This window comes from Gemmata sp. SH-PL17, assembly GCF_001610855.1.
GTDB lineage: Bacteria > Planctomycetota > Planctomycetia > Gemmatales > Gemmataceae > Gemmata > Gemmata massiliana.
In genome coordinates this window covers 1981047-1995796 of record NZ_CP011271.1, presented here as the reverse complement: position 1 = coordinate 1995796, position 14750 = coordinate 1981047, and the positions used below count along the sequence as shown (strand labels likewise).

Genomic DNA, 14750 nt, shown 5'->3' with positions numbered 1-14750 from the left:
GCCCGTTCGACAACACACGTGGTTCTGGAACCGCCGAGCGCTCGCCCCTTCGTGGGTGGGTGCGAAGGCGAACATTTGTCGGCCGCGTACCCCGTCAGCGAAACATGGCCAACGACCTCATTGCGAACCTGAACAGCCCCGCGGAGCGCCGCAAGCAGGTGCGCCTGCGGGTGCGCCCCGACCTTCAGGCGTTCGAGCAGAAGTACGAGGGGAAGACGTTCACCGTCGTCAAAGACCCGGTGTGCCTGCGGTACTACCGGTTCAATAAGCAAGAGCACTTCGTGTTCCAGCTGTTCGACGGCAAGCACACGATGGAGGAGGTGCAGGAGGCGTTCGAGGACGAGTTCAAGCCGATGCGGTTGGAGCAGTCGGACCTGGAAGGGTTCGCGCGCCAGCTCGTCACCGCCGGGCTGGTCCAGAACGAGCAACCGGGCGCCGCGCGGCACCTGTTCCAGCGCCGCGCGAAGCAGCGCCGGCTCCGGCGCCTCGCGACCCTGAGCAACATCCTGTACCTCAAGATCCCGGTCTTCGACCCGGACCGGCTGCTCACGTGGATGTACCGGTACCTGTGGTGGGTCTTCACGACGTGGTTCTTCGCGGCGAGCGTGGGGCTGATGCTCGCGGCCGTGGTCCACGTGACCCTGCACTTCAACACGTTCCAGGCGAAACTGCCCGCGTACCAGGAGTTCTTCACCTGGAACTCGGTGCTCTACATGTGGCTCTCGCTGGGCGTGGTGAAGGTGATCCACGAGTTCGGGCACGGGCTCAGTTGTAAGGCGTTCGGCGGCGAGTGCCACGAGATGGGCGTCTTGCTCATGTGCCTCTCGCCGGCGCTCTACGCGAACGTGACCGACGCCTGGACGCTCGCCGACAAGTGGAAGCGCATCATCATCAGCTTCGCGGGCATCTACGTCGAGCTGGTGATCGCGTCGATCGCCACGTTCGTGTGGTGGTACACACCCGTGTACCCCGTCATCAACAACATCGCGCTGTGCATCATGGTGCTGTGCTCGGTGTCCACCGTGATGTTCAACGCGAACCCGCTGATGCGGTTCGACGGGTACTACATCCTCGCGGACTGGCTCGAGGTGCCGAACCTGCGCGAGAAGGCCAACAAGTACCTGAACAACCTGTTCCAGGCGAAGTGCCTGGGGATCGAGGTGCCGCCCGAGGCGTACATGGCCCCGTGGCGCAAGTGGCTGTTCGTGATCTACGCGGTCGCGAGCTGGATCTACCGCTGGGTGGTCACGTTCAGCATCCTGTGGTTCTTCGCCGACTTCATGGGGCCGAAACTCAAGATCCTGAGCCAGATGTTGGCGATCATGTCGCTGGCGTCGCTGTTCGTCTGGCCGGGGTACAAGCTCATCAAAAACATTCGTCAGCGCGGGCGGTTACCAGACATGAAAGCGGCGCGGGTGTACGTCACCCTGGCGGTGTTCTCGGCCCTGCTCCTGGCGTTCTTCTTCCTGCCGCTGCCGGTGAGCCGGGTCCACGAGACCGGGCTGGTCGCGGTCGACCCCGACGCGCTCGACGCGGTGATGCTGACCGAACCGGCCCGGCTCGAGTCCCTCGCGGACGTCAGCTCGGGGCAGCAGGTGCGGCGCGGGCAGCTCCTCGGCACCTTCAAGAGCGACGCCCTCGAGATCGAACTGAAGAAGGCGAAGGCCGTCAGCAACGAGCAGTGGCGCACGGTCGACCTGATGACGTCCTCGGCCGCCAGCGCCCGCAAGACGGGCAACGACGCGGCCGACAAGCAGTACGCGGCGGAAGCGAAGAAGGCCCGCGCGAAGGCCGAAACTGCCGACGACGACGTGAGCCGGCTGCTCATGCGCAAGAGCCGGCTGGACGAACTCAAGGCCCCGCGCGACGGGATGCTCGTTTCCGCGCCGAAGCGCGACGACATCGGCAAGCTCTACGACAAGGGCTACACCGACGCGCCTCCGGTGTTCGCGGTGGGTGATCCGGGGCGCTTGGTGCTGAAGGTGCCCGTGAGCCCGTTGCACTTCCGCGTCCTCAAAGACGACCTCGCGGCGCGTAAAGAACTGAACGTGTCGATCTACGTGAAGGGGCGCAGCGACCGCACGTTCCAGGGCAAGCTCCGGAAGCTGCCCGAGCAGAACGCGGCCACGGTCCCGCTGGCCCTCACTCAGCGCGGCGGCGGGTCGCTCGCGGTGAAGCCGAGCGAAGACCCGAACGTGCTGATCCCGCTCGCGCAGGTGTACCTGGTGGAAGTCGAGATGACCGACCCGGACGCCGCGGTCGACCCGGGGCAACTCGCGACCGTGAAGATCCACGCCCGCTGGCGCAGTGGCGCGTGGTGGGTCGCACGTGCCCTCTCCAACTCGCTGGACATCGGGCTGTATTGAGAATTAGAGTTCCAGAGTTCCAGAGTTCCAGGTTGGAGGAAGCTCACTTAGAGCGTGCCTTCATCTGAAATTTCTGGGCCTCTGGAACTTGGAATTTCGGAACTCTGGAACTTGGAACTAAATGTTCGCGGTCGCGTTTTCCGGTGAACCCGGGGAGCGCGTTCCACGAAATGCGGCGAGTGCCCCGGCCGCCAATCCCTTCAGTGTAATGACGCGACGCGCGGGCCACTTCAGCGCGCGGGCGGACCACCGCAGCGATTCGACCGGGTCGCTCGGGCGCATCACGTAGCTGAGTGTCTGACACGTCGAAGCGTACCCGTCGGCGATCACGGGCGCGGAGACGTGGCCCGCGACGCCGTACCGCGACTCGGCGCGGTGCATGATGGACATCGCGGTGTCCACGCGGTCGCGCAGTCGCTTCGACAGGTTCCCGTGCCCGGTGCGGTACCGGACCAGTTCCTCGTCCACGAAATCGAACTGGTGGAACGTGCCGACGCGCAACCACAGGTCGTAATCGATGGACAGATCCCACTGGGGATCGAACCGGCCGACGTGCGCGAACACCTCGCGCTTCACCACCACGGATGAAAAGCACACGAAGTTCTGCGTGAACATGTGGGGCAGGACGAACCCGCGCGGGAACACATTCGGTGCGCTCGCGGGAAGTGCCCTGCCCTCTTCGTCCATCAGCGAGCGCCTGCTGAACACCACCCCGACTTCGGGCTTGGCAGCAAACACCGCGAGCTGCTTTTCGAGCTTGGTCGGTTCCCACGCATCGTCGGCGTCGAGGAACGCCACGAACCGCCCGCGGCTCAGCGCGATGCCGAGGTTCTTCGCGCGCGGCTGCCCGAGCTTGTCCGACCGGAAGTAGCGCACGCGCCGGTCCGCGAGGTACGGCCGGACCACGTCCGGCGTGCAATCGGACGAGCCGTCGTCAATAACCAGCAGTTCCCAGTCGGTGAAGGTCTGCGCGAGCGCCGAATCGACCGCTTCCGGAAGGAACCGGGCGTAGTTCTTCGCCGCCATCACGATGGAGACGGTGGGCGGTGGTTGTAACCCCTCCCTCGCGAAAGGGATGTGACAGTCGGGAGAACCTACCCCCCTATCCCCCCTCCCTGAAGGGAAGGGGGAGAAAGAATGGTCAGCAGACATAGGCTCAGTCCCAGCGGGCTCACGCGCCTGCTCCCCCTTCCCTTCAGGGAGGGGGGATGGGGGGGTAGGTTGTGGCTGTAACCCCTCCCCAACCCCTCCCCTAAACGGAGAGGGGCTTAATACCGAAGCCGGTTCAAGCTCTTCTGATTTTGGTTCTGTTCCCCCTTCCTTCTTAGGGAAGGGGGTTAGGGGGTTAGGTTGCCTTTGCTCACCCCGCGATTGAGGTTCCTCGCTCATGCGCTCATCGCTTCCATGTGGTCGCGGGCGACTTTCGAGATGCAGAACCGGTACTTCCCGCTCGGTTCCTGCGGGATCGCGTCCACGAGTTCCACGTCGTGCGCCACGGTGTCGCCGAACGTGTCGCGCACCAGGTCCGCGATCTTCTGGCGGCTGGTCGTGTTGAACGCATCGTCCGCGACGAGCCGGATGCGCAACTGCGTGATCGACTCCTGCACGATCTGGACCTGGGCCGTGCCCGGGATCAGCACCGCGAAATTCTCGGTGAGCGAGATCCCGGAGATGAGGTGCCCGGCCGGGGTGAGCACGTAATCCGCGTCGCGCCCCTCGACGCGCTCGATCATCGGCAGCCCGCGCCCGCACTTGCACACGCGGGTCGAGGGCACCACGACGTCGCCGACCTGGTAGCGAATGAGCGGCATCCCTCGATTGCACAGGTCGGTCACGAGCAACTTGCCGTTACTCGGAACCTCGGCGTAAATCGAATCGGCGTTGACGTGCAGCCCGCTGTGCTCCTCGCACTCGCTCGCGATGAGGCTCACCTCCTCGCACCCGTAGCGGTTCGTGACCTTGCAGCCGAGCACTTGTTCGATGACGGCCCGCTGCCAGTCGTGCAAGATCATCGCGGTGGAAATGATGCCGTTGGGTCGCACGTCGAACACGCGGGCCTTCTTCAGGGCGCACGCGAGCAGGTACAGCGAGTGCGCGTGCCCGAAGATCAGCCCCGGACGGTGCCGGCGAATGGCCCTCGTGAACTCGGTGATGCGCTGGTCGTTCAGGTCGAGCGTGTCGAGGTACACGGCGCGGTCGAGGAAGTAGTTGCGGAGCCGCCCCTTCAGCCCGAAGTGCCGGTACTCCGGGTTCCCCCACACCTTCGCGACCCGCTGCCCCAGGCGGTACCCGCTCCACTCGTCCGAGCGGATCGTACACGCGGCCTTCCACTGCATCGCGGGCTCGTCGCAGTAGATCGTGAGCGGTACGCCGGTGGACCCGCTCGTGCGCTTCTCCCGGAGCTTCGTGACGTCGAACGCCGACGAAACCATTGCCCGGTTGTGCCGGCGGATGTCGGCCTTGGTGACGATCGGGAACGCTTCGAGGTCCGCCAGTTCGCGCACGTCCGACGGGTGAACGCCCGCCTGGGTCCACGAAGCGCGGTAGTACGGCACCGTGTCCCAGGCGTGTTTGAGTTGGGCCTTCAGTGCTTCCAACTGCCGCGCGCGAATGACCTCCGGCGCATCAAACTGTGTTTTCTGAAGCGTCTTCAGGTACCGCAGGTGCGGGCGCCCCTCCCGCCATGCCATGAACGGGTGCATCAGGTGTCGGTTCAAGGCGTCGAGCATCCGTGCCCTCCGAAAAAGACGAAGAGTAGCCGCGGATCAACGCAGATAATCGCAGATCAGAGAAGAAAATCCGACAGGGTGGGCGGGATCGACCTGGCAAAAATTCTTCTGTCTTGATCCGTGTTATCTGCGTTTATCTGCGGCTAATTCAAAGTTCTCTGCCACTCCACCTGCTTGGCCAAGCCGTCATCGATACCCGTTGTCGGTTTCCACCCGAGGTGGCGGAAGAGTTTGGTCACGTCCGCGCCGGTTGCCAGTTGGTCGCCCTGGCGCGGCGGGTGGCGCTCGATGATCGCGGGCTTCCCGATGATGCGTTCGAGCTTCTTGAACACTTCGAGGACCGTCACCAGCTCGCCGCCGCCGAGGTTGAAGACCTCGCCCGGCATCGCCTGCGTCGCGCGGATCGTCGCTTCCACGCAGTCCGAAATGTACGTGTTCCCGCGGACCTGCAGCCCGTCGCCCGTGAGCTTGATCGGCGTGCCCCGCAGGATCGCGTTGATGAACAGGTGGTAGCCCATTTCCGGGCGCTGGCGCGGGCCGTACACGCTGAAGTACCGCAGCACCACGGCCGGTACGCCGAACTCGTCGCCGTACACGCGGCAGAGCTGCTCCGCGGCGAGCTTCGTGATGCCGTAGGGCGAACTCGGGCGCGTGGGGAGCGCCTCGTCGCCGCTCGCGTACTTGCCGTACACCGACGACGTGCTCGCGTAGACGATGCGCTTCAGCGTCGGCGAGCCTTTGAGCGCTTCCAGCAAGCGGTGGGTCGCGGTCAGGTTGTGTTTGTTGTAGCTGTCGAAGTCGAGCCAACTGCGGGTCAGGCCCGCCATCGCCGCGAGGTGGAACACCCACTCGGCCCCGGCCGCGACGCCCGCGGGGACGCCCTGCGAGAGGTCGAGTTCGTGGAACGTGAAGTGCCGGTGGTCGCGGAACCCCGCGAGGTTCCGCTCCTTGACGGCGCGCGCGTAGTAGTCGGTGAAGCAGTCGATCCCGGTGACCGCGTGCCCGTCCGCGAGCAGGCGCTCGCACAAATGCGACCCGATGAACCCGGCCGCGCCAGTAACAATGCAACGCATGTGAATCCCCCGCGTGCGACTCTAACAGATCGCGAAACCCCGTCGCAAGGCCGACCGCGGGGGGGGCGGGAAGAAGTCGGGCGAACGGCCGGTGTGAGCCGGTCGGTAAACCGCCTCACAGCAACGAGATAACCCAGTCGCTCACGTGTGGCCTCATAGTAGTGCGGGTTCTGAGGCGGCAAATAGGACGGCGCACTTCCTGCTCGGCACGAGTTCAAATCGTTCCCATGATCCACACACGCTATGATGGGGCACCCGGAACGGACAACCCCAACACCCTGCGATTCAGCAGACAATTCCATCGTAGATATTTTTATATTATCTCAAATCAATAACAGTATTCCTTTGCAGTGCAGACCGTCCACTTGCATTTCTCGGCACCCTTGATCTGCTTTACCGTCCCACCCCGACCGGTTACCATCGTTTCCAAACTCGATTTCAGCAATCCTTCGGACGCCACCATGATCCGCTCGCTGTTGCCGGTCACTATCGCACTTCTTGTGCTCGCGGGGCCGTCGCCCGCAGGCGCGCAAGATAAGAAGCCGGTGCGCCTGATCGCAGAGGCAGAGGATTTCACTGTCACCTCGGGCTGGAAGGTGATGCCGTACCGCGAGAACTACTTCGCGGGGACGTTCGCCGTCACGTTCTTGTCACGGATGGCCTGTTTAAGCGCCCCGGACGAGATCTCCTCCGGCAAGAAAGCGGTTGCAGAGCAGCCGATCACAATCCCCTACGCCGACACGTTCGAGGTCATGGTCCGGTACGAGCAACCGTACCAGTTCGCGGCTGAGTTCACGGTCGAAGTCGAGCAGGACGGCAAAGTCGTCGGGAGCTTCTCGTGCGGGCGCCTGACCGATCCGAAAATCTGGGCGTTCAACGACCACAAGCGCGTGCCGATGGAGCGCTATTCGTGGAGCGGGACCGACAACATCGTTTGGCAGCAACCCGGGAACGTGAAACTCGCCGCCGGTGCCGCGAAGCTGCGGCTCATCGCGACCGAGCAGAAGGACGGCGACAAGCCGCGCGTGAACATCGCGAAGCGGAACGTCGATCTCGTGTGTCTGACGAACGACAAGGCCGGGATGGAAGCCCAAAAGAAAACGGGCTACCTCGAATTCGACGGCTGGCTCGTGCAGGACGGTGACGTGTTCGTCCGATTCACGAACCCGAAGGACGGGTTCGGGCCGGTCGTTCCGATCGTCGCGCCGTTCGATCAGGGGCAGCACTCGCCGTACTACGTTCACGTCCGCGACTGGCCCACGCAACAGGTGATGAAGAGCGGGCGCACCGTATCGGAACTGAAGTACCAGAACGCCGGCCCGCGTTCCACCAAAGTGAAGCCGGAAGCACTCGCCCCGGTCGTCCCCACTCCGGCAACGATCCCGGACAGTGAGTACCTGCAACCGGGAGATACATCGGGGTGGGTACCGCTCGGCCCCGTGCTCGATTCGCTCAACTACTCGCAGTGGTTCCCGAAGGCGATCTACAAGGGCAAAGCCGAGGGCATCCACCTCCGCTTGGAGTTCGGCATCCCGGACGGTCGCGGCGGGATCAAGTTGATGAAGAACGTGATCGTAAAGGGACCGGCGCAAAATCTCTCGCCCGCGTGCTTCGACATTCCGGGCTGCGTGAACCCGAACCAGGACCACTTACTCGCGCTCATCAAGCGGTACTGGAAGCCCGAAATCCGCACGCAGAAGGAAGTGCTGGATTACCTGAACGCGGAAGTCGCGAAGTTCCCGCAAGTCGGTAGCGTGCCCAAACGAATGCCGATCTACGGCATCATGGGTTTCGGCTCCGCACACACCGCGTTCCCCGAAGCGAAACAACTCGCCCTCGCGTTGGGCGATAACACCACGGTCGACGCGACCGGCAAGAAGCGCGAGCTGGTTGCGCACTGGGCCGATCCGTCCGTGGAGTGGATCAAGAAGCAAGAAATGACACGCAAGGGCGGGTTCGATGACCTCGCCATCGTGAGTTACGGCGACGAGATTCACCTGCCAGCAATCCCACTTAAAGACGATGAGTTCGCGAAGTGGCTCAAGGATCGAGGAGTGACCGTTGAAGGCGCAGTGAAGTACACGACCGACAAGAAAGACCCGCTCTACTACTACTCCCAGATCGCGGCCAAAGAGAAAGGCGCGGTGAAGTTCGCCGAGGGAACCGCGTACTACAAGTCGAAGGGCGTGCTCACCGGCGCGAACTACTCGCCGCACGCGAACTACCTCGTCACCGAACTCGACTACATCCGCCCGTTCAAGCTCAAGGCGATGTCGATGCCGTGGACGGAGGACTACGCCTGGCAGATCGCGGAATTCAGCCCGCAAATCGTGGGGTATCTCGCGAGCGGACTGCGGGCCGGCGCGAAGTATGATGACCTACCCATTCACATGTACGTGATGCCACACTCACCGGGTCAGTTGCCGAGCGAGTTCCGACAGAGCTTCTACACGTCGGTCGCCCACGGCGCGAAGATGATTAACTACTTCTGCGCGACACCGTCCGCCGTGGGTGCCACCGAAAACTACGTCGACAGCTACGACCTGAAGATGTGGAAGGAGATCTACACCTGCACGCACGAAGCCGGCATCTTTGAGGACTATATTGTGGACGGCAAGGTGCGCCCTGCGAAAGTCGGGCTTCTCCTTTCGAGCACGGACGAGTTAATCACCGGCGTCAACAACTTCTCCTTCGCGCTCCACAACAACGAGCGCAAGGCGCTCTATTACGCGCTGCGGCACTCGCAGGTACCGGTCGATTTTCTGTCGGAAGACGACGTGATTGACGACCGGGCCAAAGACTACAAGCTCATCTACGTCACGCAGCAGTACCTCCAGTCCAAGTGTCTGGATTCGCTCCAGAAATGGTGCGCGGCCGGGGGAACGGTCGTTGCAATGGCCGGCGGCGGGTATTTCAACGAATTCCAGAAGGAGAACCCGGCGACCGCGAAGCTCTACGGCGCCACCGGCAGCAAGATCACGACGGACCCCAACCTCGTCTCCAAGTATCTGCTCAAAGAGAACACGCCGTTCTTCAGCAAGCACGATCTCCCACAATACGAGCCGATGGACACGGCCCACTGGCACATCGGCGGGTTGTCGAAAATCGACCCGGACCCGGCCCCGTCGCCGAACCACGTGTTCAACGTGCCCGTGATCGCGTGGAAGCAAGCGCTCACCGCGACCGATGGCACGGTCATCGGCAAGTTCAAGGACGGTTCTCCCGCAGTGATTACGAAGCGCCACGGCACCGGGCGCGCGATCCTGTTCGGGTTCCTACCGGGGCAAGCGTACCTGCAAAGCGGTTTGCCCGTCCGCCCGGTCGATCGCGGGGCGAACGCGGACAGTTACGCTCACTTCCTGCCCACGGGAATGCGGCTCCACCTGCTCACGCGGCTGGCGGACGATTTCCTGGGGTTCGGCGGGCGCGACGCGAAGCCCGTCGTCACCACGGACGGACTCGTGGAAACGATGTGCATCGATACCCCCGCGAAGGGCGACGCACCGGCCAAACTCGCGATCCCGCTCATCAACTGGACCGGCGCGGAACAGACCTCGCTGACCGTCACGATCCGCGTGGACAAGGTGAGCAAGGTGCGCAGCGTCGAACGCGGCGAGTTGAAGTTCACGCAGCTCAAAGGCGCCATTCAGATCAACATGCCGCTGAACGTCGCGGACATGCTCCTCATCGACAAGTAAAGCTTTCCGCTCGCGGTGGCACTCAGCCACCGCGAGCGAATCACCCGCATACACCGGCACTATTCCCCCTCGCACTCTCATCCTCCATACATTACTCCCCGACACTAACACCTCGGGGAGTAGACATGTCGGACGGCACAGGCGCCCACAAGGTGGTCATCATCGGCGGCGGGTTCGGTGGGCTGGTCGCGGCCCAATCTCTGAACAAGACGCCGACCGACGTCACGGTCATCGACCGGCGCAACTTCCACCTGTTCCAACCGCTGCTCTACCAGGTCGCGACCGGCGCGCTGTCTCCGGCAAACATCGCCGCCCCGCTCCGGTCCGCGCTGAAGAACCAAAAGAACACCCGCGTGATACTCGGCGAGGTAACCGGGTTCGATATCCCCGGCAAGGCGGTCCTCCTCAAAGACGGCGCGCGCGTTTCGTTCGATTCGCTCATCGTCGCGACCGGGTCCACGCACCACTACTTCGGCCACAACGAGTGGGAAGAGTTCGCACCGGGGCTGAAGACCATCGAGGACGCGACCGAGATCCGGCGCCGGGTGCTGTCCGCGTTCGAGCGAGCGGAGCGCACGACCGACCCGGCGGAACGGGCGCGGCTCCTCACGTTCGTGGTGGTCGGTGGCGGCCCGACCGGGGTAGAAATGGCCGGCGCGATCCGCGAGCTCGCGAAGCACACGCTCCGCGCCGACTTCCGCAACATCAATCCGGCTACAGCCCGCGTGATTATCGTGGAGGGGCAAACGCGCGTGCTCGGCGCGTTCCACGAATCGCTCAGCGCGAAGGCAAAAGTCTCCCTGGAAGAAATGGGCATTGAGGTGCAACTCGATTGTCACGTGACCGCGATCGGAGCCGGTCACGTGCTCGTGAAGCCCGACGGCGGAAAAGCCGAGGCAACGCGCATCGATACCGAAACGGTCGTGTGGGCCGCGGGCGTGAAGGCGTCGCCGCTCGGGAAGATCTTGGCGGACGCGCTCGGTGACGTTACGGTCGGGCGCGGCGGTCACGTTCCGGTGAACCCCGACTGCAGCGTCGGCGCGCACCCCAACGTTTTCGTCGTCGGCGACCTCGCCAGTTGCGCTGGTACGAACGGCAAGCCGCTTCCGGGCGTCGCCCAGGTCGCGATGCAGCAGGGCGAATACGTGGCCGGCACGATCGTGCGCCGGATCAAAGGGGAAAGCCCCAAAGGGCCGTTCCGCTACTTCGATAAGGGGAACATGGCGACGATCGGCCGCGCACGGGCGGTGGCCGAGGCGTTCGGCATCCGGTTCAGCGGGCACCCCGCGTGGTTCGCGTGGTTGTTCATCCACATCCTGTACTTAGCCCGGTTCGAGAACCGCGTGCTGGTGCTGTTCCAGTGGTTCTTCAATTACGTCACGCGGAACCGCGCGGCGCGGCTCATCACCGGCGAGCGCCCGCCCGATACGCGCGGCACGAAATAACCCGTTCCGAAGTGGCGGAGGTATCAGAAATGGTGCGGGGATGGTTGTTGCCCCCCGCGCCACGAACCGCGATACTACCGGGGTCCAGGCTGCCTCCTTCCCGCCCACATTCCCACCCCGCCCCGACCGTACCGGAGAATCTCCATGCTCGTTCGCCGAATCGTGAGCACCGGCCTCATGCTGGCGCTGTGCGTCACCGCGCCCCTCAGCGCGAAAGACGCAAAGGACAACCCGGCCGTGAAGCCGCTCAATCGCGACATCCAGCGCCACAAGCAGTTCCTGAAGATCGTGGAAAAGGGCGAAGGGGACGTGATCTTCCTCGGCGACTCCATCACCCAGGGTTGGGAAGGCGCAGGCAAGAAAGTGTGGCCCGAGGCGTTCGGCTCGTTTAAGCCCGTGAACCTCGGTATCGGCGGCGACCAGACCGGCCACGTGATCTGGCGCCTCACCGAGGGCAAGGAAATCGAACCGCTGAAGCCGAAGCTCGCGGTCATCATGATCGGCACGAACAACATGGGCGGGCACTCCCCCGAGCAGATCGCGGGCGGCGTGAAGGCCATCATCGCCGAACTTCAGAAGCAGAAGCCCGACACGAAGGTACTCCTGCTCGCGATCTTCCCGCGCTCCCCGAAGGCCGACGATAAGATCCGCGTGAAGGTGAACGACACGAACAAGATCCTCGCCAAGTTCGCGGACGACAAGAAGGTCTTCTACAAGGACATCGGCGAGAAATTCCTGGAAAAGGACGGCACACTCGACAAGAAGATCATGCCCGACTACCTGCACCTCAGCGAAGAGGGGTACAAGATTTGGGCCGACGCGATCAAAGAGGACATCGCGAAACTGGTGAAGTGAGTGACGTAGAAAAGAAGAGCCGCGGATGATTTCCGCGGCTCTTTGCTTCCTATCTTCAGCTCATCACGACTGCAATGGGCTTCCGTGTGCGCCGGCGTTCGAGACTCGCGCCGATGAAGTCGCGGAACAGTGGGTGCGGTTTCGTCGGCTTCGACTGGAACTCCGGGTGCGACTGCACCGCCACGAACCACGGGTGGTCCTTCAACTCAATCGCCTCGACAAGCGATCCGTCGGGGCTCGTGCCCGAGAAAATCATGCCGTGTGCTTCGAGGCGGTCCCGGAAGTTGTTGTTCACCTCGTAGCGGTGCCGGTGCCGTTCGCTAATCACGTCCACCCCGAACGCGGCACGGGCCTTGGTGTTCGGCTTCAGGTGGCACGGGTACGCCCCCAGGCGCTGCGTGCCGCCGAGGTTCGTGACGCCCTCCTGTTCTTCGAGCAGGCACACAACCGGGTGCGGGGACGCCTTGTCGAACTCGGTGCTGTTCGCGTTCTCCAGGCCGGCCACGTGCCGCGCGAACTCGATCGTCGCGCACTGGAGACCGAGGCAGATCCCGAAAAACGGCAGCCCCGTTTCGCGTGCGAACCGGATCGCTTCAATCTTCCCCTCGATTCCGCGCTTGTCGAACCCGCCGGGGATAAGCAACCCGTCCACGTTCGCCAGAGCTTGAGCCGCACCCTCGTCCGCGAGCTTGTCCGACTCGATGCGCAGCACCCGCACCTTTGTGCGGTGGGCGATCCCGGCGTGGTCGAGCGACTCGTACACGCTCTTGTAGGCGTCGCGGTGCTTCACGTACTTGCCGACGAACCCGATGGTGATCTCGTGCTCGGGCGCCCGCATGTTTTCGAGCATCGTGCTCCACTCGCTCATGTCGAGCGGCTTCGCGTGCGTGAGGTGCAGCTTCTCCACAACGAGTTCGTCGAGCTTGTTGTTCGCGAGGCTCAGCGGCACCTCGTAGATGCTGAACTCCTTGTCCTTCTCCTCGATCACCGCGTTCCGCTCGACGTTACAGAACAGCGCGATCTTCTCGCACTCGTCCTTCGGGATGTCCTTCTCGGTGCGGCAGATGAGGATGTCCGGCTGGATGCCGATCTCGCGCAGGTCGCGCACGCTGCGCTGCGTCGGCTTGGTCTTCAGTTCGCCGGCGGCCTTGAGGTACGGGACGAGCGTGAGGTGAACGAACAGGCAATTGTGTTTGCCGACGTCGAGCGCGTACTGGCGGATCGCCTCGAAGTACGGCATGCCCTCGATGTCGCCGACGGTCCCGCCGATCTCGGTGATGACCACGTCCACGTCCGGCGCGACCATCTTCTTGATGCAGCCCTTGATCTCGTCCGTGACGTGCGGGATCACCTGCACGGTCTTCCCGCGGTAGTCGCCCCGGCGCTCCTTCTCGATGACCGAGAGGTAGATCTTGCCCGTGGTGTAGTTGCAGTCCTTGTTCAGCACCGCGTGCGTGAACCGCTCGTAGTGCCCGAGGTCGAGGTCGGTCTCGGTGCCGTCGTCGAGGACGTACACCTCGCCGTGCTGGTACGGCGACATCGTGCCCGGGTCGACGTTGAGGTACGGATCGAGTTTCTGCAACCGCACCCGCAGCCCACGTTTTTCCAAAAGCAACCCGATGGAGGCGGACGTCAGGCCCTTTCCGAGCGAACTGACGACGCCACCAGTAACGAAAATGTGTTTAGTCATCGTGCGGCGATCCTTAACGTGAGGCGGGCTATCACTTCACTATATCGCCCGCCCCGAGCCAAACCAATCAGCACAGATTGCCGGCTCGCGCAAAGGTTTTTTAAGCCGCGCGGCGCGTTCCCCCCGCCCCGTTGTCCCCGTTCTGCCGGTACCACCGCACGAAATCGGCGTAATCGGCCGGCGTGTCCACACCGCGGTGCGCGCGGTGCACCTGCCCGAGCATGATTGTGCCACCCGTGCCGAGCACGCGGAGCTGTTCGAGTTTTTCCGATTGCTCTAACGGATGCGGCGGTTCGCCCGCGATCCGGAGAAGGAAATCGCGCCGGTAGGCGTACACGCCCAGGTGCTGAAGGAACCGCGCGGGCCGAGCGGTGAAGTCCGGTTCGCCGTCGCGCACCATCGGGATCGGTGACCGCGAGAAGTACAGCGCGCGCCCACGGTCGTCGCACACCACCTTGACCACGTTCGGGTTGCGGTACGTCTCCGCGTCCGTGATCGGCACCGCGAGCGTGGCCATGTCCGAACCGGGTGCGCGCATCAGTTCCGCGAGCAGATCGATCGCGTCCGGGTCCAGTTGCGGTTCGTCGCCCTGCAAGTTGATGACCACGTCCGCAGTAAGACGCGCAGCAACTTCGGCCACGCGATCGGTCCCGGACACGTGGTCCTCGCGCGTCATCACGGGGGTACCACCGAACTCACGCACGGCCGCGAAGATACGGTCGTCGTCGGTGGCCACGATCACGTCGGACGCGCACTTCGCCTTCTGCGCCTGCTCGAAGACGTGTTGGATCAGGTACTTCCCGGTTTCGCGCAGGAGCGGCTTACCGGGCAACCGCGACGACGCGAACCTCGCGGGGATAACGATAGCGGTGCGCATGCTCGACCTCCGTGTCC

The 14750-nt window shown here is 63.6% G+C and carries 9 protein-coding genes; 4 read left to right on the top strand and 5 right to left on the bottom strand.

Annotated features, from left to right (window positions below; translation table 11 throughout):
• Nucleotides 1–104 precede the first annotated feature (104 nt).
• The gene (locus VT84_RS08160) at nucleotides 105–2366 is read left to right on the top strand and encodes a site-2 protease family protein (RefSeq protein WP_082839176.1); all 2262 of its coding nucleotides are present in this window, start codon (nucleotides 105–107) and stop codon (nucleotides 2364–2366) included.
• Nucleotides 2367–2483: 117 nt separating this feature from the next.
• On the opposite strand, the gene VT84_RS08155 is transcribed toward VT84_RS08160, so the two are convergent.
• The 3 genes from VT84_RS08155 to VT84_RS08145 all read right to left on the bottom strand — a co-directional run bounded on the left by VT84_RS08155 (nucleotide 2484) and on the right by VT84_RS08145 (nucleotide 6168).
• Complete coding sequence (locus VT84_RS08155; protein ID WP_255359536.1) at nucleotides 2484–3518, bottom strand: glycosyltransferase family 2 protein; 1035 nt, start codon at nucleotides 3516–3518, stop codon at nucleotides 2484–2486.
• 233 nt (nucleotides 3519–3751) lie between these two features.
• The gene (locus tag VT84_RS08150) at nucleotides 3752–5095 is read right to left on the bottom strand and encodes a phenylacetate--CoA ligase family protein (protein WP_052559547.1); all 1344 of its coding nucleotides are present in this window, start codon (nucleotides 5093–5095) and stop codon (nucleotides 3752–3754) included.
• 143 nt (nucleotides 5096–5238) lie between these two features.
• Nucleotides 5239–6168 carry an NAD-dependent epimerase/dehydratase family protein gene (locus VT84_RS08145; protein ID WP_052559545.1) on the bottom strand — a complete coding sequence of 310 codons (930 nt, stop codon included), beginning with the start codon at nucleotides 6166–6168 and terminating at the stop codon, nucleotides 5239–5241.
• 461 nt (nucleotides 6169–6629) lie between these two features.
• Here VT84_RS08145 and VT84_RS08140 point away from each other — a divergent pair, with 461 nt between their 5' ends.
• From VT84_RS08140 to VT84_RS08130, 3 genes are all read left to right on the top strand, one after another.
• Nucleotides 6630–9866, top strand: a complete 3237-nt coding sequence (locus VT84_RS08140; RefSeq protein WP_082839174.1) for a hypothetical protein — start codon at nucleotides 6630–6632, stop codon at nucleotides 9864–9866.
• A 125-nt stretch (nucleotides 9867–9991) separates the two neighbouring features.
• On the top strand, nucleotides 9992–11311 hold the full coding sequence (locus VT84_RS08135; protein ID WP_052559541.1) for an NAD(P)/FAD-dependent oxidoreductase: 1320 nt from the start codon (nucleotides 9992–9994) through the stop codon (nucleotides 11309–11311).
• Nucleotides 11312–11455: 144 nt separating this feature from the next.
• The gene (locus VT84_RS08130) at nucleotides 11456–12166 is read left to right on the top strand and encodes a GDSL-type esterase/lipase family protein (RefSeq protein WP_082839173.1); all 711 of its coding nucleotides are present in this window, start codon (nucleotides 11456–11458) and stop codon (nucleotides 12164–12166) included.
• Between the two features lie 55 nt (nucleotides 12167–12221).
• On the opposite strand, the gene VT84_RS08125 is transcribed toward VT84_RS08130, so the two are convergent.
• On the bottom strand, nucleotides 12222–13856 hold the full coding sequence (locus VT84_RS08125; RefSeq protein ID WP_052559539.1) for a CTP synthase: 1635 nt from the start codon (nucleotides 13854–13856) through the stop codon (nucleotides 12222–12224).
• Nucleotides 13857–13956: 100 nt separating this feature from the next.
• Nucleotides 13957–14733 carry a 3-deoxy-manno-octulosonate cytidylyltransferase gene (kdsB, locus tag VT84_RS08120; protein ID WP_052559537.1) on the bottom strand — a complete coding sequence of 259 codons (777 nt, stop codon included), beginning with the start codon at nucleotides 14731–14733 and terminating at the stop codon, nucleotides 13957–13959.
• Nucleotides 14734–14750 lie beyond the last annotated feature (17 nt).